The organism is Candidatus Sungiibacteriota bacterium (assembly GCA_016432465.1).
Lineage (GTDB): Bacteria > Patescibacteriota > Minisyncoccia > Sungbacterales > HO2-52-23.
In genome coordinates this window covers 156,457-177,924 of the sequence record CP066690.1, presented here as the reverse complement: position 1 = coordinate 177,924, position 21,468 = coordinate 156,457, and the positions used below count along the sequence as shown (strand labels likewise).

At 46.5% G+C, this 21,468-nt stretch carries 17 protein-coding genes; all 17 read left to right on the top strand.

The genetic code is table 11. The annotated features are described in order from the left end of the window. Nucleotides 1–15: 15 nt before the first annotated feature. The 17 genes from HYW89_00870 to HYW89_00790 all read left to right on the top strand — a co-directional run bounded on the left by HYW89_00870 (nucleotide 16) and on the right by HYW89_00790 (nucleotide 21,455). Nucleotides 16–2,292, top strand: coding sequence for a CotH kinase family protein (locus HYW89_00870; GenBank protein QQG45477.1), 2,277 nt, complete (start codon nucleotides 16–18; stop codon nucleotides 2,290–2,292). After that, on the top strand, nucleotides 2,289–3,017 hold the full coding sequence (locus tag HYW89_00865) for a polyphosphate polymerase domain-containing protein (protein QQG45476.1): 729 nt from the start codon (nucleotides 2,289–2,291) through the stop codon (nucleotides 3,015–3,017). The genes HYW89_00870 and HYW89_00865 overlap by 4 nt, the downstream gene beginning before the upstream one ends. 17 nt (nucleotides 3,018–3,034) lie before the next feature. After that, nucleotides 3,035–3,712, top strand: coding sequence for a DUF4956 domain-containing protein (locus HYW89_00860; GenBank protein ID QQG45475.1), 678 nt, complete (start codon nucleotides 3,035–3,037; stop codon nucleotides 3,710–3,712). 88 nt (nucleotides 3,713–3,800) lie between these two features. Further along, entirely contained in the window at nucleotides 3,801–4,838 is a 1,038-nt protein-coding gene (locus tag HYW89_00855; protein QQG45474.1) for a glycosyltransferase family 4 protein, read from the top strand. After that, a complete protein-coding gene (locus HYW89_00850; protein ID QQG45473.1) occupies nucleotides 4,819–6,522 on the top strand; it encodes a carbamoyltransferase in 1,704 nt (567 codons plus the stop codon). Before HYW89_00855 ends, HYW89_00850 begins: the two co-directional genes overlap by 20 nt. Nucleotides 6,523–6,643: 121 nt before the next feature. Further along, nucleotides 6,644–7,360, top strand: coding sequence for a hypothetical protein (locus tag HYW89_00845; GenBank protein QQG45472.1), 717 nt, complete (start codon nucleotides 6,644–6,646; stop codon nucleotides 7,358–7,360). Between the two features lie 67 nt (nucleotides 7,361–7,427). After that, entirely contained in the window at nucleotides 7,428–8,216 is a 789-nt protein-coding gene (locus HYW89_00840; protein ID QQG45471.1) for a glycosyltransferase family 2 protein, read from the top strand. Between the two features lies 1 nt (nucleotide 8,217). Continuing rightward, entirely contained in the window at nucleotides 8,218–9,375 is a 1,158-nt protein-coding gene (locus HYW89_00835) for a glycosyltransferase family 4 protein (GenBank protein ID QQG45470.1), read from the top strand. 689 nt (nucleotides 9,376–10,064) lie between these two features. Further along, on the top strand, nucleotides 10,065–11,819 hold the full coding sequence (locus HYW89_00830; GenBank protein ID QQG45469.1) for a carbamoyltransferase: 1,755 nt from the start codon (nucleotides 10,065–10,067) through the stop codon (nucleotides 11,817–11,819). Continuing rightward, nucleotides 11,816–13,189, top strand: a complete 1,374-nt coding sequence (locus HYW89_00825; protein ID QQG45468.1) for a CDP-glycerol glycerophosphotransferase family protein — start codon at nucleotides 11,816–11,818, stop codon at nucleotides 13,187–13,189. The genes HYW89_00830 and HYW89_00825 overlap by 4 nt, the downstream gene beginning before the upstream one ends. Further along, entirely contained in the window at nucleotides 13,186–14,586 is a 1,401-nt protein-coding gene (locus HYW89_00820; GenBank protein ID QQG45467.1) for a CDP-glycerol glycerophosphotransferase family protein, read from the top strand. The genes HYW89_00825 and HYW89_00820 overlap by 4 nt, the downstream gene beginning before the upstream one ends. A gap of 128 nt (nucleotides 14,587–14,714) precedes the next feature. Beyond that, entirely contained in the window at nucleotides 14,715–15,401 is a 687-nt protein-coding gene (locus HYW89_00815; protein QQG45466.1) for a hypothetical protein, read from the top strand. Between the two features lie 201 nt (nucleotides 15,402–15,602). After that, the gene (locus tag HYW89_00810; protein QQG45465.1) at nucleotides 15,603–16,784 is read left to right on the top strand and encodes a hypothetical protein; all 1,182 of its coding nucleotides are present in this window, start codon (nucleotides 15,603–15,605) and stop codon (nucleotides 16,782–16,784) included. A 70-nt stretch (nucleotides 16,785–16,854) separates the two neighbouring features. Further along, the gene (locus HYW89_00805; protein ID QQG45464.1) at nucleotides 16,855–17,436 is read left to right on the top strand and encodes an HAD hydrolase family protein; all 582 of its coding nucleotides are present in this window, start codon (nucleotides 16,855–16,857) and stop codon (nucleotides 17,434–17,436) included. Nucleotides 17,437–17,439: 3 nt separating this feature from the next. Continuing rightward, nucleotides 17,440–19,233, top strand: a complete 1,794-nt coding sequence (locus HYW89_00800) for an ABC transporter ATP-binding protein (GenBank protein ID QQG45463.1) — start codon at nucleotides 17,440–17,442, stop codon at nucleotides 19,231–19,233. Nucleotides 19,234–19,241: 8 nt separating this feature from the next. Beyond that, the gene (locus tag HYW89_00795; protein ID QQG45462.1) at nucleotides 19,242–20,594 is read left to right on the top strand and encodes a CDP-glycerol glycerophosphotransferase family protein; all 1,353 of its coding nucleotides are present in this window, start codon (nucleotides 19,242–19,244) and stop codon (nucleotides 20,592–20,594) included. A gap of 9 nt (nucleotides 20,595–20,603) precedes the next feature. Next, nucleotides 20,604–21,455: an FkbM family methyltransferase gene (locus HYW89_00790; GenBank protein QQG45461.1), complete on the top strand. Its 852-nt coding sequence runs from the start codon at nucleotides 20,604–20,606 to the stop codon at nucleotides 21,453–21,455. Nucleotides 21,456–21,468: the final 13 nt, after the last annotated feature.

Genomic DNA, 21,468 nt, shown 5'->3' with positions numbered 1-21,468 from the left:
AAGATAGACCTCAATATGTTTGCGTCGGTTTATAAAAATCAAAAAATATCAGTCCTCCTTCTTGTCCTTATATTTGTGGCCGGACTTATTGTTATAAAATCAGAATCACTTCGTTATCGTTTGATACAAAGCCCGATGTTTCAGCAATTGGTGCCAACCTACAGGTCGGTGCGCAAACTTCCTGATTTAGTGTTTTCCCCGTATTTTTTCTACAAAACCCGGCTCCCTGTTTACAAGCTTGTTATAAAAAAGCAGGATCTTGCCACCTTAAACGCCGGTCTTCCTGACCCTTTTGGGGCGCCGCTTCTTGATGATAATCGGGTAAGGGTTAAAGCCGACTTTGCTGCCGGAGATTTTAGGGAGCGGGTAGAACTAAGGTATAGGGGTTTTAAAAATAACCATTGGGCGGCAGCGCAGAAGTCCTGGCGGATAAATTTTTCTAAAGAGTCTCGTTTTCAAGGCATGAAGGGTCTGAATTTGGTGATTCCCTATGATCGGCTCTATTTTATAGAACTTTTAAACGCCTACCGTGCTCGTAAATTGGGACTTAACGTGCCGGATATTTGGTTTGTGCGGCTGAAAATAAACGGTTGGGATGCAGGCGTTTATATGGCTTGGGAGCAGTGGTCCAATCGTTGGCTTTCGCGTTCCGGCCTTCCCGATACTTCCCATATTCTTGCGGTTGATGACGGAAAACCCGGCCTTTTTGAAGATACTGCCCCGCTTTTTTCCAGGGAAGGATTGCGCCGCTGGAAGAGTTATACCCAAAATAACACAAAGTCGTTTCCGGAACTGGAAGCTTTAGTTGAGATTATTGAAAAGACCGATGATACCATGTTCACTAAACTCATACCGCATATTATTGATTTACCTAAGTTTTATGCTTGGCATGCGCTGCGGGCGCTGGCTGACAGCGCTCATCAGTGGGAGGCAGCAAACCTGATTGTTATTTTTAATACCGCCACCGGAAAATTTGAGACAGTACCTTTTGACATGGGTATGGAAATGGGTGAGTATCTGCGGGACGAGGCAGCGGAGAAACTTGCCAGCCGCGTCTTTTCCATCCCGGAATTTCGTAAAGAGCGCGACGAGGTTCTAAAGAGCTATCTTAACGAAGATAACCTGCGCGACGATCTTGCCTTTTATGATAGTTTAGCAAGACGCATGAAACCTGAATTTTTGAGCGACTCTCTAAAATTTCACAGCAATCTGAAGTATTTGAGCGAGATAAGCAGGTTACGCGATCTTACGGAAAGTAATTTTCAAAAAGCCACGGCTTTTTTGGGGCGAGTGTCACCGCCGTATTTTTTGCAAAAAACCGGCAGTTTAGTTATGCCTACCGAATTTGCACGTTTTCCAGAAATCAGCCGAAGCCTGATAGAGTTTTTGGCCTATAATCCCCGGTTTTATGCGCTTGATGAAAAGACGGTTTCACTTGGCACCGGAACTACAATTATTACCGAGACTACGATCATCCCTGCGGGCGTTACACTTCGTATAAATGCGGGAACAACGCTACTGCTGGGTGAAGGGGTATCCTTAGTTTCCTACGGTCCGGTGGAGATCGTGGGTAGCAGCGGCGCACCAGTCATTGTTGCGGCTCTGGATGCGCAAAAACCATGGGGCTCTATTTTGATACTTAATAATAGTAAAACTCCCAGCAGGGTTGAGTTTGCTCAAGTTTCCGGAGGATCAGGTGTTGAGATAAACGGTATCAGAGCCACGGGTATGTTGGCAGTACACGATAGTGATCTTGAGGTTTCTCAAAGTATTTTTTCTGACTCGCATGATGACGATGCAATTAATGTAAAATACGGCCGGGCCATAATACGTCGCTCCACCTTTTTCAAGACAAATTCCGATGCTCTTGACTTTGACGCCGTGGATGCGACTAGCATTGTGGAAGATAACACCTTTGCCTCCCCCTTGGGCACAAAAGAGACCGGCGGGGATGCTATTGATCTAAGTTTTTCGCAGGTTTTGATTCAAAGAAATATTATTCTTGGCTGCGCTGATAAAGGAATTAGTGTGGGTGAGGCCTCGCGGCCGATTATTATCAAAAACGTAATTACTTCCTGTTCCGTGGGAGTAGCGGTTAAAGACTCAAGCCGCGCCCGTATTTTTTCCAATATTTTTAAGGAGGACGATGTTGCCATCTCCGCCTATCAAAAAAAACATGAATTTGGCGGCGGTTACGCGCTGGTGATAAATCCGACTTTTCTAAAAAATAAGGAAGATATTAAAAGCGATGGGCGCTCTCAAATTGAGGTTGCTACTCCTTTAAGGCCATGACCAAGTATCGTTTTGAGTTTAAATACCTTATTGATCCCGTAGCCGCGCGGCGCGCGGAGCGTTTTATTCAGTCTGTAGGATTGAAGCCTGATACTAATGCGCAGGCAGGGGAGTATACTGTCACGAGTCTTTATTTTGACACCCCGCCCAAGAGCGATTACTACGATAAAAGTGGTGGGTTTCTACATCGTACTAAGGTTCGGGCCAGGATTTATGCGCCCCGGATCACCGAGAACACGAATGAAATTTGGCTCGAAGCCAAAGAGCGTTTTGATGCCCTGACGAGAAAAACCAGGATCCGTTTGGGACGCTCTGATTTTGAGAAGTTACTTAAGGCAGGAGCTCCTTCTTTTTTTCAGTCTTTGTCCGGTCACGAATACCGGCAGGAAGGCGAGGCCATACTTTCCAAAATAATCATGGGGTGCCGTAAACCGTTGCTCCTTGTTAAGTATCAGCGCCGCCCTTATGTAGGATTTTATGCTGGTGAGCTCCTCCGTATTACTTTTGATTCCGGGCTTCAGACTTGCGCAAAACCCGATTTATGGTATCCTTTCTCGTGGGTTCCGATTGAGCAAAATATGGTTATTATGGAGGTGAAATTTGTTAAGAATCTTCCTGCTTGGTTCGGAACTCTTATTAAATTTTTGGAGCTGGAACGAATTAGTATTTCCAAATATGGCCGCGCCATGGAGGCGTTACGATCGTTCCACCCCATGCCAAGATAAGTTTTCAGATATTAATTATGCCTTCGATGCAAAATTTCTACAACTTAACCTCCACTGAACTTAATGCCGCCGTAATTGTGCTGAATATTTTATTGTCTTTTGCAGCCGCAGCGGTGATTGTTGGGGTATATCGTAAAACCCACCGCGGACTTTCTTATTCGCGTTCTTTTGTAGTGACCCTGATGATGGTTTGTACTCTGGGCTCGGTAGTTATGATGGTGGTACAAGAGAATTTGATCGGTGCTTTTGCTCTGCTGGGTGCTTTTTCCATGATAAGATTTCGCACTATTGTAAAAGATACTAAAGACGTAGCTTATGTTTTTTTCGCTCTGGTAGAAGGAGTGGCCATTGGCACCGGCAATTATGCTATTGCCGGCATTGCCCTTACTTTTATTGCCATAGCACTTTTAGTGGTTCATCGTAAGCGTCTGGGTGCGGCCTTTCGGACAGGATACCTTATCATGCTTCAGGCCGGCAGCGCGTTTGATCCCATAAAGCTTAATGAACTTTTCCGATCGTTGGGTGTTACTTACCATGTGTTACATATAAAGTCTTCCGGTGAGGAGATGGAATATTCTTTGGCGGTTGAACTTGCCGAGGGCCTGGGTCCTGAAAGGGTTGTTTCTTCTCTTTCCGCACTTCCGCACGTTCACTCCGTTGATTTAATGACCGGCAAAGAGAGTGTGGAATACTAAAAGGCTTCTTCATTGGGTATTTTTTGGACCCGCGGCGGTTATGAGTGCCGCCATTTTAATTTAAGAGAGAAATTCGTATAATATCGGCATGAGGCTACTGGTGGTAACTCAAAAAGTAGATAAAAATGACGAGAATCTCGGATTTTTTCACCGATGGCTGGAAGAGTTTGCCAAGTTCACGGATGGGGTACGAGTGATTGCCCTGCAAGAAGGAGTACACTCACTCCCCAAAAACGTTTCAGTCTTTACCTTCGGGAAAAGAAACTCAAGGATTGCAAAACTTTGGAAATTTTGGGAGCTTTTCTCGTATCACTACGCACGTACCGATGCGGTTTTTTTTCATATGATTCCAGAATACGTAATGGCGGCGGCCCCATTTCTTGTGTCACTAAAAAAGCCGAGCGGGCTATGGTATGTGCATAAAAGCGTTACCCCGACTCTAAGGTGGGCGGAACGTATGGTGGATTGGATTTTTACTGCTTCGGAGTTAAGTTTTCGTCTGCCCTCTCTAAGGGTCTTGTACACCGGACACGCGATTGATACGGGAACGTTCCGGCCAATTCCCAATTCCCAATTCCCAGTTTCCAGTTCTGGAATACGACTTTTGATTTTGGGCCGGATTTCACCGGTTAAAGATATTGAGACTGCCATTCGCGCCTGTGAAGTTTTAAAAAATACATGGCAGAGAGCTTGGACTCTTTCTATTGTTGGCGGTCCGCTTATGCCGCGTGATAATGACTATTTGGAGTCGCTTAAAAAGATGGTAAAAGAAAAACAACTAGAACACTACGTTAGCTTTCACGGTTCTATACCATACAACGAGGTTCCTTCGGCTTATCTTGATCACGATATTTTTATTTCTATGTCCACCACGGGGTCTATGGACAAATCGGTGCTGGAAGCTATGTCCTCTGGTCTTACGATTATTACGGCCAACGAAGCTTTCAAATCTCTGCTGCCAGAGACGTATTTCCTTGAGACCAGAAGTCCGGAGTTTCTGGCCGAGCACATAAAAATACTTGCGGATGAGCCTCGTCCCAATTTGACACTGCGCAGGTTGGTGGAAGAAAAGCATGGTTTAGAAAATACTATTCAGAAAATAATCAATGCGTATACTAAGTTTTAAAACCGGACACGACCCTGCTGCCTGTCTTTTGGAGGACGGGAAAATCATTGCGGCGGTGGAGGAAGAGAGATTTAATCGGGTGAAGCATGCCGCCGATTTTTTCCCGGAAAAATCCATTCGCTACTGTCTTTCCACGCGTAATTTAACCCTGGACGAGGTGGATTATATTGTTTTTGCGCGTGCCAAAAACTTCTCCACGTTTCTTAAGGTGGGCTGGTATTTTTTAATGCGTCCACCACGGAATTTTACCGAACTTCGCTATATGTTCGCTTTAGTGAAGGTACAGGTACAGGGTTTATTCTCGGCACTACGAGGCTTAGCCTCGTATAAGCGGATTTTTGAAGTTATGGGGGTTAGAGCGCGGAAAGTTTATTCTTTTGACCACCATTTGTGCCATGCCGCTTCGGCCTATTATGGTTCCGGGTTTGATGAGGCAGCGATTTTATGTATGGATGGCAAGGGCGAGGCGACGTCCATCTCTATGTGGTACGGGAAGGGCGGAGGTCTTAAACTGCTTAAGCGCTACGGCATTTTTAATTCCCTCGGCTATCTTTACGGCTCCATCACCGATTTTTTGGGATTTCGTATAAATGATGGCGAATACAAAGTAATGGGGCTTGCGCCCTACGGAAAAGCTGTCTACGAGATGGATGACGTAATTTCAGTGGGCGATAGGGGCGTGAGAATTAACACCCGCTATTCGCTTTATCCTTTTTCCATCCGCAGCTTGGAGGCCCGATTTCCGAATATCAACAGAGAGTATCAGGAGGATACGCCGCCGCAGCCCAACACCGATATTGCCGCGACTTTGCAAGATCGTCTGGAAAAAGCGACGCTTTATTACGTACGGGAGCTTCTGCTGACAGCTAAAAGCTATAAGCTAAAAGCTGAAAGTTTATGTCTGGCCGGCGGCGTTGCTCTAAACGTCAAAATGAATAAAGCCATCTGGGAATCTGGGCTGGTAAAAAATATGTGGATACAGCCCGCAGCCGGAGATATGGGTAATGTTTTTGGAGCGGCTTGGCTTCTTTATTATCAAAAAACAGGCAGGCATCCGGAGCCGTTGCGGCATCTTTATCTTGGGCCAGAATATTCTCAAGCCGAAATAGAAAAGTCCCTTGCCAGAAGCGGTCTTAATTATAAAAAATCAGACGATATTGCGGATGAGGTTGTCAACCTTTTGTCGCAGAAGAAAATTGTGGCTTGGTTTCAGGGCAGGATGGAATTTGGTCCCCGCGCCTTGGGTTCTCGTTCCGTGCTCGCCGACCCGAGGACCGCCCAGATGAAGGATATAATTAACGCCAAAGTAAAATTCCGTGAACCCTTCCGTCCTTTTTGTCCTTCATTTTTGGAGGGACACGGGGAGGAGTTTCTGGAACATTATATGCCATCTCCTTATATGGTTATGTCTTTTTCCGTAAAGCCCGAATGGCGGGAAAAAATTACGGCAGTATGTCACGTAGATAATACTGTCCGGCCACAAGAAGTTTTTCACGCAACAAATCCTCTGTACGCAAAAATGATTGAGTATTTTTTCCAAAAGACCGGCGTGCCGGTTGTGCTTAATACCTCCCTAAACGTCAAAGGCGAGCCAATTGTAAATACTCCGGAAGAAGCTGTGTTGTTTTTCAAAAAGACAGACGTTGATTATTTAGCTATTGGTCCGTACCTTGCAAAAAAATAGGTTTTGGTGTATAAGAAGTGTATAATAAGGATATACGAAACAGGCCTGCCGAAATCCCGCATGGTGCGGGACAAGGCGAGGCCAAAAGCCCGCTGGAGGCGGGGAGAAAGGAGAAACGGCGATGGGTAAAATCGTCGTCGTGAGCCCGGATCAGATGCCGGGCTGGCTCGAGAAGCGGAGAAGGGTATTCTCCGAAATTGATCAACAGTTGATTCGGGGCCTGCAGGATCCCACCAAGGGACTCAGCCTTGATCAACTGCAGGCGATGACCGAACACCGTAATCCGTTTGGGGTCATCTCGCAGAGGAGCAAAAAGCTCAACTTCCGCTATGATAAGCGGAAGGAGAACTGGGATCTAATTGAGCATGTCTCGCAGAGCATCACTTCTGGCGTTAATCTCGAGCTCGTCCCGTTTCTTCGGCCGGGTGAGAGCTCGATTCAAGGCTACGACCTGATCGGCCGGGCGCGCTACGAGCTCGGCACGCATCTGGGGCAGGAAGATGCGGAGTTCCTCCTGGAGCATCAGGAGGAGATCCCCGCGGAGTTCCTCAGTACTACCTGGTTTTCCCCGGGACGGTTTGGCGGCGCCCGAGCGGCTACCCCTGCGTCGCGTGCCTCGGCTGGCTCGGCGGGCAGTGGATTTTACATTGGCCTTCTCGGCTCAGGAGCGGCTGGGGACCCCTTGGCCGTCTCCTCCGCCCTCGTGAATAGCTCTTTGATCCTTGGGAAATTTCAACGCCGCACGTGTTTATTCCGTGCGGCGTTCTCAATTCCAAAAATATTTTGTATAGTATCTGTGGATAGTAAATTAAGATACCTGCGGTTACGGCTACTATGAGTGAAGTTCGACTTCAATCATCTACAACCTTGCCTCGTCGCCCTTCGTTCTATATCAAGATACTATTATGGACAAAATTCCTTGTTCCGTAGAAATTCTTACAAGAAATTCAGCGCTAACTCTGGAGCGCTGTTTGGAATCCGTGAAGGACCTTGCCGAGATTATTATTTTGGACGGTAACAGTATAGATAAAACACTCGAGATTGCACAGCGTTACGGTTGCAGAATTTATAAACAGTATGATACCGACGAGCCGAATGTCGCTATAAAAGATTATTCGGAAGTTCGTAATAAGGGGCTGCGTCTGGCAAGCCATGATTGGTTTATGTTTATTGATTCGGACGAATACCTCTCGCCTGAAGCGGTTGCCGATATTCGTTCTATTACGACTAGTCCCGCACCGCGCGTCTATGCCTTTTGGCAGCCGCGAAAATATGTTTTAGATGGAAAGGTGGTGGATTGTGCCATGACCTATCCCAATCAACAAATCCGGCTATTTCACCGCGGTTGGGTCAAGAGCTTTATAAAGCCGGTGCATGAGCGGATTGAACTAAAAGAAGGGGTTCAGGTTGGGATAATCAACGGATTTGAATATGTGCCATTGGAATCTTTGGAGCATCTTAAGGCGCGCTGGGAGCGTTATATTCCTCTAGAGAGAAAAATTTATGAGGGCGCTCATACCAAAAAGCTTTTACGACTGATCAAGCATCAGACAAGGACATTAGTTTCTTATACTATCAGATTTTTGCGGAATCTTTTTTTCTGCCGCGGCTATCGTCTGCCTTGGAGTTACGAGTGGTTGCGTATCAAGTTTGAGATTCGTCTCCTGTCTCTTATTGTCAAGGAACTATTTTAACATGCGTATCATATATATTTCTCATTGGCGGTTCCCTTCCGAGAAAACCATGTCTCCCTTGATTATGAAAACCTGCGAGGGGCTGGCTCGCAAGGGTCTGGGGGTTGAACTCTGGGTCCCGTGGCGTCAAAACCGCGGCTTTTTGCAACTGGATCCGTTTTTGCATCACGGCGTAGAGCGCAATTTTGTAATCAGAAGATTGCCGTCTCTTGATCTTACGGGAATTTTTCACGGAAATTTATTTTTTATCTTGATGGTGGCAACTTTTAACCTGTCGCTTTTTTTGTATGCATTGTTTCGGGTTCTTGGGGATGATGTTGTTTTTTATTTTCACGATGTTCGGGACGCGGCGCTGCTTAAATTTTGGGGCAGACCCATGTTTTTAGAAATTCATGATTTCTATAAATCGGGAAGGAGTCAGGTTAATAATTGGGTTTTTTCTGCCATAAGTGGTTTTATCGTGACCAACCGCCTTAAGATGAAAAAACTCCACCAGGATTTTAGAGTTACCGAGGAGCGAATGCTGCATCAACCCAATGCCGTGGACGTGGGTATGTTTAGGATTGATGTTTCTCGTGAGGAAGCGCGCCGGAGCCTGAATTTACCGGAGAACTCCACCATAATTCTTTATACCGGTCATCTTTTTGACTGGAAGGGAGTGGATACTCTTTTTGATGCTCACCAGTTTCTGGGCGAGGATGAGGTAGTTTATTTTGTGGGAGGGACGGATGAAGATATTAAGAACTTTAGACTTAAAACTTTAAACTTAAAATCTAATAATATAATTATTGTAGGAAGAAGGCCGCATAAAGAAATTCCACTTTGGCAAAGGGCCGCGGATGTTTTAGTGTTGCCCAATAGCGCTAAATTTCCGGAATCAAAGTACGAAACCTCTCCGGTGAAGCTTTTTGAATATATGGCCTCTGGTCGCCCCATTGCCGCTTCCGACCTTCCCTCCATCCGCGATATAGTTGACGAAGAACTGGTATTCTTTTTTGAGCCGGACAATGCGAGGTCAATTGCGGATACCGTTCGTTATATAGAAGAGCACCAAGAAGAGGCAAAAAAGCGCGGACTGGCCGCCCAAAAAGAAGTGGAGAAGTATTCCTGGGAGCGGAGAAGTGATAATATTTTTAATTTCATGCTAAGTAGATTATGATGTAAGATTTAACCGCGTTGTTTACACTTTTCCGCCCCGGGAAGTCAGACTTTCCCCGCTTTTTGTAAAAAGGTATCACGGGTGCCCCTCGTCCCTCACTTGGTGTAAAGACGCTCGGCGGGGTAAAAATTCTTCCTCTATTCTCCCCGCCTCGCTAAGTCCCGCAACTGTCCGCGAACATAGTGAGCGGCTACCAGTTGCGAGGATCCCGTTATATCCCGAATGAGTTCTTGGTAATACCAAGGTCATCATTCGCGGACAGTACGGGATCGCGCACTTTAACCTCACTGCGTTCGGGATATGTGCGGGACGTCCGTGCCGCTCCGTGATGTCTTCTCTCCCCGGCCCCCCATTGACAGCGGCACTTCCGATTCTTTCCACCAAGTGAGGGGCTCGAACCCGTGTATCTATACAAAAAGCGGGGCGGAAATCCTGAAAGCGCGGTCGAGCCCCCCCTTCTTCCGCGAACTGTGGAAGCGCGGCTACAAATTCACGCAGGCGGAGCGAAGGGGAAACGGTGGCTCCGACCGTAGTCGGAGAACACCGAGGGTTCCTTGAGCGGAGCGCGTAGAATTTGTCCGCGCTGGAACCCGTGAGCGGAGAAGGGGGGGACGAGGGAACCGCGCTTTCCAAAGCGTAAACAACGCGATGATTTCTTACGATTATAATTATACTAATTTATTTAATTTATGATTAAAATTGTCGCCATACAAGACGGCCACAACGCCTCCCTTGCTTATATGGAAGAAGGCGAAGTGAAGTTTGCCATACAAGAGGAGCGACTTACGCGGATAAAAAATACAGCCGGTTTTCCGGAGCTTGCTTTGCAGGAGCTCCTGCAAAGGCACCAACTCCATATCCGGGATGTTGATATTTTTGTATTCACCGATGCGCTAAATACCGGAGGGTGGAAAAAGGGGCAAGGGGTGGAGTATCTGATGCAAAAACACAGAAATCTTTTTGAAGAAAGAAAACTGTCTCCTGTTTCCTTTTTGCGTACAGCCCAAAAGAGCTTAGTCGGCTTTCTTCCTTCTCCGGTTTTTGGGATTTTGCAGGAAAGGAAAAGGGCGGAGTTTTTAGAGCGCCGGATGAAACCCCTGTTGGATCTAGGGGTTTCTAGATCAAAAATTAAATTTTTTGATCATCACCTGTGCCATGCCGCATCAGCCGCTTACGGATGGGGTCTGGGGGAGAAGCTGGTGGTAATTACTTCTGACGGCGCCGGAGACAATTTGTCGGGCAGCGTCAGTGTTTTGGAGGGCGGAGTGCTGAAGCGTCTGGCCCTAATCCCCGTGGAAGATTCCATTGCGCGCCTTTATGCCCTGATTACCTATTATCTTGGCATGGTGCCGCTGGAGCATGAGTATAAAGTAATGGGTTTGGCGCCCTATGCGCAGGATTCACGCTCTGCCCGCGAGCTTTGCGCTTATTTTAAAAAATTTTTTCTGCTAAACGACGATGGTTTGACCTATCACAGGTCACCGGGAATTGAGGCAACGTATAAACTGGGGCCGCGTCTTACGCGCGACCTTAAGTTTTATCGTTTTGACCACATTGCAGCCGGTCTTCAGCTTTTTGTGGAAGAATTTGTGACGGAGTGGGTTCATAACATCCTGGGCACCCTAAAGATCAGCAATCTTGCTCTTTCCGGGGGTTTATTTATGAACGTCAAGCTCAATAAAAAAATAATGGAGCTTGAAGGGGTGAAAAAGCTTTTTGTATTCCCGTCCTGCGGGGACGAATCCAATGTTTTTGGCGGTCTTTATCTTGCTTATCAAAATTTGACCGGCAAGGTGCCGCAGCCCTTGCGGCATTTGTATCTTGGTGGAGATTTTTCGGATAAAGAGGTGGAGAAGTCCATACGCTCCTATGCTTTTCGAAACGCCGTAGAGTGGGAACGCCCGGAAAATGTGGAGAGAAAAATTGCGGAGCTTCTTGCCGGCCGCGCTGTAGTCGCGCGTTTTGACGGAAAAATGGAATTTGGGGCGCGGGCTTTGGGTAATCGTTCTATTCTTGCGGATCCTCGCGAGTGGGGGGTCGTTAAGGAAATTAATCGCATGATAAAATCACGGGATTTTTGGATGCCTTTTGCTCCGTCCTGTATTGAGCTTGATCGCTATGTTGAAAATCCCAAATGCGTTCCTGCGCCCTTCATGATTCTTACTTTTGACGTAAAAGAGGGGAAGGTGGATAAGCTTGCGGCGGCCCTTCATCCTTACGATAACACTTGCCGACCCCAGGAAGTGTCGTCAGATTCTAACCCGTCTTATTTTCGGATAATTTCTGAATTTGAGCGATTGACCGGAGAAGGGATTATCCTCAATACGTCTTTTAACCTTCACGGCCACCCCATAGTTTATACGCCGGAGGACGCACTGCACGTTTTTGATAATTCCGGGCTTCGCTATCTTGTCTTGGGCCCCTATCTTTTGAAGAAAAAATGACCAAGACTATTTTTATTACCGTGGGAGAGGCCAGCGTGGCGCATCATCTTCTGCGCGGCGAATTTTGGAGGAAGCTTTTGGCAGGACGTAATTTTCGTATTGTCCTTATTGTGCCTCCGTCTAAAGCCGAAGAATACAGAAAAGAATTTAGCGGAGACAATATCTTGGTAGAGGCGCTTCCATCCATTCCTTTTTCTACTCTTGAGCGGCTGATGCTATTTTTGGCCCTCAATGCTCTGCGTACCAGTACCGTTACCTTGAATCAGATGCGTAAATACTTAACGACGCAGGGATTGATGCGGCATATTGCTTTTTTTCTAAAACGCGGTCTTTGGTTTTTTCTCGGACGCTCGCGTATTTTCCAAAAGTTTTTGCGCACGGCCGAAACCTTTTTGCCGCCGCATCCGAGTGTCGGACAGCTTTTTGAGCGTTACCATCCCAGTTTAGTTTTTTCCACGGTAGCCATGTTTGCCCAGATGGATGTTCCTATTTTGCGCGAAGCCAGACGCCGGATGGTTCAGACCATTGGTATTACGCGCGGCTGGGATAACTTTACCAATAGCGGTGTGATGAGGGTGGTGCCGGATATTTTATTGGTGCACAGCCGTTTTGCCGGCAAGACCGCGCAAAAATATCAATTTATCCCTGACCAACGCACAATCCGCGTTGGATTCCCCAGAAACGACTGGTTTTTAAGGAAGGACTTAATTGATAGCCGTCAGGATTTTTTGGCGCGTCTGGGCATTGATCCCAAAAAACGCGTTATATTTTTTGGCGCTATGGAATATTTCTGGTTTCCGCGCGATGGAGAAATTGCCCGTATTTTTAATAATCTGGTAGAGTCGGGAAAGCTTCCGCAAGATCTTATTATGCTCTTTCGTCCTTATCCCGGATCCACCGGTTCTATGGAAAGAATAGAGGGACTGCGTTATGTGGTGCCTGATATCAGTTCTTTTACCAAGTCAGCGGCTGATGTTTGGGAGATGCGGGAGAAAGAGACGGCGCATCTTATGAATTCTATTTTCCACAGCGAAATGGTGGTGACCGTTGCCTCCACTTTGGGTATTGACGGTATTGTTTTGGATAAACCCGCCATATCAGTGGGCTTTGAGGCCGGACCCGCGCCCTACTGGTTTTCGGCAGGACGGTTTTTGGACCATTGGTCGCATTGGCAAGCGTTGCTTGAAACCGGCGGTTTTCGTCGGGCTGATACTGCGGAGGAATTTGCAAATGCCATCAGATCTTATCTTAAAAATCCGCATCTGGACTTTGAGGGGAGGGAACGCGTCCGAGAACAATTTCTTGAGCCGTATGACGGAAGGGTGGGGGAAAGAATCGCGCGTATTTTGCTTAAGAAGCTGTATTCATGAAGACTATTTGTATTTGCGTAAAAAACACTAAGCTTATTCAGCGTTATTTTTTAAGAAGCGGGCTTCTGGAAAAACTTGTCTCAAGCGGAAATGTAAAGGTGGTGCTTCTGGTTGAGAAAGGATTTGAAAAACAATATCAGGAAGAATTTGAAGGGGAACGGGTAAGAGTTATGGGGGTGCGGGTGGGGACAGGACGCCCTTCTTTTTTATTTAGGATTTGCGTTTTGGTCTCCGAGAATGTTTTGGTTAATTTTGCAGCAGTGCGTCATCAGATTTACCGCAGCGTGCGTCGTGGCAAGTCTTGGTTTCTTCTTATACCGCGTCTTTTGTTGTGGCGCCTGGTGGGATTTATTCCTTCACGCCTCACCCAGCGACTTGTCAGGCGGGTGGTTGCCAAGATTTCAGTATCTTCATCTCTGTCCCCTCTTTTTCAGGAGATAAAACCAGATCTGGTATTTGCAACGTCGCTTACTGAATGGACTTTTGATGTTCCTATACTTCTTGCGGCCCGAAGTTACGGCGCAACAACAGCCGCTTCGGTACGTATGTGGACCAACCTTGGTCCGACTTCTTTTTTGCTTTTTCACCCCGACCATCTGATTTTACAGAATGAATTTTTAAAAGACATGGCAGTACGATTTAACTTTTTTCCGAAAAACAGAATTCATGTCACCGGATTTCCTTATTTTGACTGGTTTAAGACAGATCAGTCCCTGCCGTCGCGCGAGGAGTTTTGCAGGGCACTCGGAATTGACCCGCGAAAACGCTGTATCCTTTATGCCGATAGCGGCATTGGGGATCTGGGGCGCGATCTTGCTTTTGTAGAGCTTTTTGGAAAATTGGTCCAAAACGGACGCCTGCCCAAAGATTTGGTTATGATCTTCAGGCCCCAACCCTATTATGCCGGCGCGGCTGAAGCCCTAAAAGAGTTAAGGTCGCGTCGTTTTGATTCGGTGGTGGTTGATTTTGTAAATACCACCAATCTCAAATATCCTGACCCGACCATAGACCGGGGAAACATAAACAGTTTTATAAACGCCATGCGCTACAGCGAGATGCTGATAACACCCGGAGGCGCCATTCTGCTTGAGGCCGCAGTTTTTAAAAAACCCATGGTGGTTACTGCTTTTGATGCTGCGCCCGATGTTCCGTATTGGAAATCTTTTGCCCGTTTTTATGACGGTACGGCTTTTTATTGGACAGATCTTATCACAACGGGAGGAGTACGGGCGGTATCTTCCCCTAAAGAGTTTGAAAGAACAATTAGCAAGTATCTTAAAAACCCGTCTCTGGACGAGAAGGGGCGGGAATGTCTGCGTTCCCGCTTTTTGGGGCCGCAGGACGGAAGAGCCACAGAACTGTTGGCACAAGTTTTACTTTCTCTGGAGCGAGCTTGACGTAAAACTTATTACATGTTAGGATTTTAATGGTCTTAGGCATAGATCGTTGCCAGGAGTAAGGGTTTGACAAGAAACTTTTACTCCTGGCGGGGAACGCCGGGCCACGGACGAACCGTGGACATCCGATGAGGAACATCGGAGAAGGGGACGGAATGGGTAAGTTCAACTGCGGCAAGTGGTATATTCTTTCTCTGTTGGATACAGGAGTAGTTAGTGTTTTGGTCGCACTCACCCTCATCTTTTTCATCAAAGGTGTGGTGTTCGTCTCTATACCTTTGGCTCTTGCCGGTTCCTATTGGCTTATCAAATATATATATTTGAATAGGGAGCGCCGCATATTTGAAAAAGAATTTGGCTTCTATCCCACTCTTTGGGGTGATCCCGAAAGGGATACAGGGCTAGGAATAAATGCCCCTCTGCTACAAAGAATACGGGAAGTTTTCAGGAAAAAGGCAGAAATTGTTGGCGCAGCGGCGATTGAACAGCATAAAGCACAGGTACAAGCAATCGTTGAAGGACTTTCCGGGACAGAGTTAGCTAGAAGGCTTCAGCCTTATGATATGAAGATAAGGACCGCCAAAAGAGAGTGGCAACGGTTAGAAAACCTTGTGGGTGACCACATAATTGGAATTTGCTGTCGACACGAATGTAACTTCGATATTTGTGGTTTGTGCTGGAGAGACTTGAATCTAACTCACTGGAGTGCAGAAGAACCGTACCGTTCGTTTAGGCAGGCAGCACAGGTCCCAAGCAAGTCTTCACGGACTACGACGAGGGCACCTCGTTCTAGAATACGACGGCCGCATCTGTAACAAAAACTCGATAAGCTCTGACCCCTGGTCAGGGTTTTTTTAATCCTTCAAGACATTGGTAACAAAAGTTCGGTAATTCTTTCGTGATACGACTCATGGATGTTGCGAATGGTTAAGACCGGCTTGACTTTTCTTAACAATTTCTTAATATATATTTTGGGCTGGAGGGGTCCAGCTCTTTTCATTTGAGGAGGTAGCAGGATGGTTAAGGATGTAAGGCCGGTTGTTTTGGTAGCTCATGATACTGCTCCTTCGCAGGCGCTGGATCGGGTTAAGAAGAATTTGGAAGAACAGTCCGCATGGTCAGCCGCTGATCCTAATGCTCCCCGGCATCTTAATCCCACTTGGCCAGTTACTGCCTTTCTTGGTTACGGAAAGCCGTCTAAGGCAAGTATCGAAGAAATAATTAGTGCGGTTAAGCAAGCTGCGGTTGTGGTTCTCGGCATGTCCAATCCCGCAGATAATGCGGTTGTGGAAATTGTTGCTGCTAAAGCCGCTTTGGATCAAGGTATTCCTTTTGGTTTTTATTGCGATATTTATGGCTGTCACTATCGTCCTTGGTTTGAGGAGTTTCGTAACAGCGCAAGTTTTCTTTTCCAGATTAGCGATTCTGAAGCGGCTTCGGCCCAAAAACTTTTTCCCAAGGCAGAAGTGGTTGCCAGCGGTAATCCCATCTGGGAAGAATGGTTTCTGCCTTTGTCCTCGTACGAGGAAGTAAGAGCGGAGCTTGGTGTTGGACTTGACGAGAAGCTGATTGTTTTAAGCGGCAGCAAGTCGCCCTATACTAATATGCCCATGGTTATTGGGGTAATGGAGGCCTTACACGTGCCACATAAAATGTATAGAAAATTTCAGGTTTTACTTTCACTTCACCCCAGCGATGTCACCCTTAATCCCCAAAACGATTTGACCGATTCATTGATAAAATATCCAGAACCTAAGATTTACTACGAAGAAGCTGCGGTGACGAGATATTGCGGTGTTCCTTTTCGAGTGATTCCCGGTGATCGCAAAAGTGGTATTGGCGGGATGAGCACCTCCAGGTTGATTGTAGGGAGCGATTTGGTAATTGGCCCTGCTTCAACTTCAGAGGTTGAAGCTGCCCATCGGCGTAAACCGGCTGTCTCTTACCTTTCTTGTTATTCTCGTGGCAGAAATCCTGAATCATATGGGCAGGAAGAGTGGCAGCCTGCGGTTCTGGGCGCTTCCATTGGTGTATACGGCGACCCCACCCATCTTTGGCAGGTGATTGCCGGTCTTCTTTTTTATGATGGGTATGTGGGTCAGAAGAGACTGCAGGAGCGTGAGTATCCGTACCGTGAACCCGGAATTGCAGTAAGCAAAATGGCGGCTACGATCCAGAAGTATGCAAGACAAAGTTAACTTAATTTATCCCGCATGAGCTTCATGCGGGATTTACCATTTATGTTCCGTAAGCGTTATAGTAGTTAATATGAATTATAAATATCCAGAGGACATTTTAGCCCGCGCCCGTAACATAAAGGCCGTGGCTTTGGACAGCGACGGAGTTATTTTTACAGGGCATGTGATTGAAGGAAAAGAAGGACCGTTGGCCAAGACACGTTGTCATGCTGATGGGCAAGGGGTTTCGCTGCTGCGCGCCGCGGGTATTCCTATTGTCTGCGTCACTGGAGAGCATGGACAGCATGCGGCTTTTTTAGAGCGGTTGGTGGAAAAGTGGAATGGCCTTCCTTCGGTAGCGTCCGGCAAATGGCTACCCATTAAAATTTTCAGCGGGGTGGAGCGTTTGCAAAAAGTAGCGGTTGTGGAATCGTGGCTTGCAAGTCACCGGCTGAATTTGGGTGATTGCGCTGCCCTCGGTGACGACCTTACTGATTACGATCTCCTGCGTCATGTGGGCCTTGCCGCTGCGCCTGCGCAGGCGGAAGATGTTGTTAAAAAAGTTGTTCATTTCGTAACTCCTCGTCGCGGTGGGCATGGAGCTATACGTGATCTGGCCAATTTTATACTGGATGCCAAAGGAGTTGACGTAACTTCGCTTCTTCTTCGCTAGCACATGGAAGCAAAACCCATCCCAACTTTTGCATTACTGCGTAAGGCCTTTGGCGGCTACAAATGGTATATCGCACTCCTCGGAGTGCTTGGTTTTTTATCCAGCTTAATTGCCGGTATCGGGATTGGCGCGGTTATACCGTTTCTATCCTTTGTGATAGGAGATGCGGGTGAATCTTCGGCCGGAGGAATTGCGCGCTATATTGCCCTGATTTTTAAATTTTTTTCCATCCCCTTTACCCTGAAATACCTGCTGCTGGGCATTGTTGTTCTTTTTATGGCCCGGGCAGTGATTCTTATGATTTTTGGGTATTTAAGCGCCTATATCCGCGCCGATTTCAAAGAGCGCACCACCACAGAAATTATTTCTTATATGCTTCGTTCCCGTTGGTCTTTTTTCGGTACCCAAAAAGTTGGCTATGTGAATGATGTAATTTTTCGGGACGTTGATTCGGCGGGGAAACTTCTGGAATCGTTGGCTCTGGTCCTTCTCTCTTTTCTAAGCATAGTTATTTTGTCTGCTTTTGCTTTTGCGGCAGAGCCGCGGCTTACCTTGATGATAGTTGTTGCCGGTGCCTTTCTCCTTTTTTTATTTCGTCCCTTGGTGCGAAAAACCAGAAAGTTGGGCCAAGCCGGTGCCAGTTTGAACAAAGATATTTCGCAGTTTGTGACGGAACATACCCTAGGGATGAAAACCGTCAAAAGTACAGCCAGTGAAGAAGCCGTACGTGTCCGCGGCTTTGCTTATTTTGCTCAAAGAAGGATTCTGGAATTAAAGCGTGCGATCCTCGCCACCTTCACGGGTGTGGCGTTTGAACCCATCAGTATTGTATTTGTGGCTTACGCCTTTGCTGTGGCGTATAAAGCGCCGGGATTTAACATTCAAGTATTTGCTGCCACCCTTTTTCTTATCCAAAGGATCTTTCTTTATTTAAATAACGGCCAGACCGCACTCCATCTCATCAATGACACGATTCCGCATGCAACGCATGTGGTACGTTTCAAAGAGGCTTTGGCCCAAGAGCGTGAAGAGGTGATAAAAGGAAAACCGTTTGTAATGGAGCGGGAACTATTACTGCAGAGCGTATTTTTTTCCTATCCGTCGTCAAGAGCCCCGGTGCTGGCGGACATTAATTTACGTATAAAAAAAGGGGAAGTTGTGGGTTTAATGGGGCCGTCTGGTGCGGGCAAAACTTCTCTGGCCGATATCTTGATGCGGCTTTATGATCCCAGCAGTGGCGTTGTAGTTGTAGATGGTATTTTGAGTAAAGAATTTGATTTAATAAGCTGGCGTAAAAATATCGGGTACGTGGCGCAGGACCCGTTCCTTTTAAATGATACCATTAAAGAAAATATTATTTTTTATGATCGTATTCTACAAGATAAAGATGTAGCAGAAGCCGCCGAGCGCGCCCAAATTTATGATTTTATAAAAAGTTTGCCTCATGATTTTGAAACTTTGGTAGGAGAGCGCGGCACTATGCTTTCCGGAGGGCAGAGGCAGCGTGTGGCTCTCGCGCGTATTTTGGCGCGCCGTCCCGCAGTTTTAATTCTGGATGAAGCCACCAGCGCCTTGGACAGCGAGTCGGAAAGCGCTATTCAGCGGGCCATAGAAAAGCTTAAAGGAGAAGTTACGGTCATAATTATTGCCCACCGTCTTTCCACCGTAAAGCACGTGGATCGGCTTTTGGTATTGGATCAGGGCAAGATCGTAGAGGAGGGAACGCCGGAGGAGCTTTTAGCAAACCCCGCGTCATATTTTCATAAAATGCATCACCTGCAGGAGGTTAAATTATAAATTTTGTTATGAGAACAATTTTTGTAACGGCCTTAACCGGGCTGGAAATAAGAAATTTTTTAGTAAGTGATTTTTACCGTTTTCTTCAGGAAAAACAGGATATGCGGGTGGTGTTTTTTGTGGAGGCGGTTAAGTACGAGTTCTGTAAAAATAAATTCTCGCAAAAAAACCAGACAATAGAGCCGGTTCCCGATATTCAAACAGCCCAAAAGCCCCTGCGGCGTTTTTTAAATCTTATCTGCTATGCCAGTATTGCCACTCCCACCATTCAGTTTCGTCAAAAACGCGCCTACCTCAATGGGGGATCTATGATTAACTATCTTTTCAAGCATTTTATCTGGATCTTGGGGCATTTTAAAATATGGAAATTGCTTCTTCGTTCTTTTGAGTACTATATTTTGCATGATGATCAGATATGGAAGAAGTATTTTGAACGATACCGGCCGGCAGTTGTTATGGGTACCAGTTTGACTCTGGATGAAGACACCGCCCTGTTAAAGTATGCCAAGCGTCGCCGCATTCCTACTGTAGGTATGGTGCGCAGTTGGGACAATCTTACTTCCAAGACTTTTTTGCGAATCCACCCGGATAGGCTACTGGTGCAAAATCCCCATATGGTGGAAGAAGCAACCAAGTTGGGTGATTATCCCCGAGAACGGATTAGGATAGTAGGTTTCCCGCAATTTGAGAAGTACTTTGATTCAGCTTGGCACATGTCACGAGAAGAGCTGGCCGCACGTTTTAATCTGGATCCGGGCAAGCGTTGGATAACTTATTTTACCGGCGGGCTGCCGCTTTCAGTTCTTAATAAACGTGATTATACGGACCATGTGTTAATGCTGAAGCGCTCGTGCGAGCGCGGTGAATTTGGCAATGCCCAAATTTTGGTACGTGTGCACCCCAATGACAACATTATTTTGCAGGGGGAGGCGGCTAAGATTCCCATTCTTGATTTTGGTAAAGATTTCAAGTTCGGATGGGACGATGTAAAGTTGCTCCTGAATGTTTTGAGGTTGAGCGACGTTACTATAAACCTTGGTTCTACCATTGCTTTGGAAGCAGCCATTTTTAATCGTCCGATTATCCTTGCCGCTTTTAATGGTTATGATGAAGATAAACTGCCGTGGCAGAATAAGCTTTCGGTAACGCTGGCTAACACCGTGCACTATAAAGACGTGGAAGAAACAGGCGGCGTATGGAAAGTGCGAAACGAAAAAGAATTGATTCAGGCTGTTAAAACTTATTTAGAAAATCCCAAACTTCACGAAGAGGGCAGGCGGCGTTTGGTAGAGACCTTGGTGGGGCCGATTGGGGGCGCATCCCAGCGGATTTTTGATACAGTGATATCTCTAATAAAGTGATTTAAAGGTATGCTACGTCTTTTAATCCCCAAAACCCTAAGGAGAGTTTTACGGCTTTGGGGGCATAATATTAAGTTTATGATAGAAGGGTCGGGTTGGAGGCCCCTTTCCTGGGCATTGAAGGGTCTGGGCATATTGGATTACGCCAAAAGACCGTTGGTGATGGAAGTTAAATCTTACAGTCAACTTGATCACCTTAAATCCTGTCAGCGAGAGCCGGAAACTGTGGCTTGGCTTGAAAATAATTTTCGTCCCGGTGAGATACTGTATGACATTGGCGCCAACGTTGGTGCCTATTCATTGATCGCTTGGACCGTCACGGCGGGGCAGGGCAGAATTTATGCTTTTGAACCCGGATTTTCCACTTTTGATGCGCTCGTCCAGAATTTAATTTTGAATAAGTGCGGAGATAAAATTATACCTCTGCCGGTGGCGCTGGCCGATAGAACAGAGATTTTTTATTTTCATTATTCAGATATTTCTCCGGGACATGCCCTGCACGAACTAAGTGACTTTTCTGCTTCTGCCCAAAGAGTTCCGCATCCGGCATTTAGCCAACCAATGTTGGGTTGGCGATTGGATGATTTTATAGAAAAATTTAATCTGCCGCACCCGACGCATTTAAAAATTGATGTTGACGGCGAAGAGCTGCGTGTTATTAAGGGGGCAGAGCGTACTCTGGCCAGTCCCACCCTGAAATCGCTGCTTATTGAAATTAATGAATCCCTCGCCGGTGCTGCTGAAATTAAAGAACGGCTGCATAGCGCGGGATTGGTTATGTCCAACTCCTATAAAAGAAAAAGGCCACAAACATTTAATTATATTTTTGAGAGAAAAAGAGGTGAGACTAGTTATTTTTAAGTTTAGTTCTATC

Bases quoted from the DNA above. Each gene is read 5' to 3' on its own strand.
- HYW89_00870 (QQG45477.1), top strand. From the start codon at position 16: ATGTTTGCGTCGGTTTATAAAAATCAAAAAATATCAGTCCTCCTTCTT.
- HYW89_00865 (QQG45476.1), top strand. From the start codon at position 2,289: ATGACCAAGTATCGTTTTGAGTTTAAATACCTTATTGATCCCGTAGCC.
- HYW89_00860 (QQG45475.1), top strand. From the start codon at position 3,035: ATGCCTTCGATGCAAAATTTCTACAACTTAACCTCCACTGAACTTAAT.
- HYW89_00855 (QQG45474.1), top strand. From the start codon at position 3,801: ATGAGGCTACTGGTGGTAACTCAAAAAGTAGATAAAAATGACGAGAAT.
- HYW89_00850 (QQG45473.1), top strand. From the start codon at position 4,819: ATGCGTATACTAAGTTTTAAAACCGGACACGACCCTGCTGCCTGTCTT.
- HYW89_00845 (QQG45472.1), top strand. From the start codon at position 6,644: ATGGGTAAAATCGTCGTCGTGAGCCCGGATCAGATGCCGGGCTGGCTC.
- HYW89_00840 (QQG45471.1), top strand. From the start codon at position 7,428: ATGGACAAAATTCCTTGTTCCGTAGAAATTCTTACAAGAAATTCAGCG.
- HYW89_00835 (QQG45470.1), top strand. From the start codon at position 8,218: ATGCGTATCATATATATTTCTCATTGGCGGTTCCCTTCCGAGAAAACC.
- HYW89_00830 (QQG45469.1), top strand. From the start codon at position 10,065: ATGATTAAAATTGTCGCCATACAAGACGGCCACAACGCCTCCCTTGCT.
- HYW89_00825 (QQG45468.1), top strand. From the start codon at position 11,816: ATGACCAAGACTATTTTTATTACCGTGGGAGAGGCCAGCGTGGCGCAT.
- HYW89_00820 (QQG45467.1), top strand. From the start codon at position 13,186: ATGAAGACTATTTGTATTTGCGTAAAAAACACTAAGCTTATTCAGCGT.
- HYW89_00815 (QQG45466.1), top strand. From the start codon at position 14,715: ATGAGGAACATCGGAGAAGGGGACGGAATGGGTAAGTTCAACTGCGGC.
- HYW89_00810 (QQG45465.1), top strand. From the start codon at position 15,603: ATGGTTAAGGATGTAAGGCCGGTTGTTTTGGTAGCTCATGATACTGCT.
- HYW89_00805 (QQG45464.1), top strand. From the start codon at position 16,855: ATGAATTATAAATATCCAGAGGACATTTTAGCCCGCGCCCGTAACATA.
- HYW89_00800 (QQG45463.1), top strand. From the start codon at position 17,440: ATGGAAGCAAAACCCATCCCAACTTTTGCATTACTGCGTAAGGCCTTT.
- HYW89_00795 (QQG45462.1), top strand. From the start codon at position 19,242: ATGAGAACAATTTTTGTAACGGCCTTAACCGGGCTGGAAATAAGAAAT.
- HYW89_00790 (QQG45461.1), top strand. From the start codon at position 20,604: ATGCTACGTCTTTTAATCCCCAAAACCCTAAGGAGAGTTTTACGGCTT.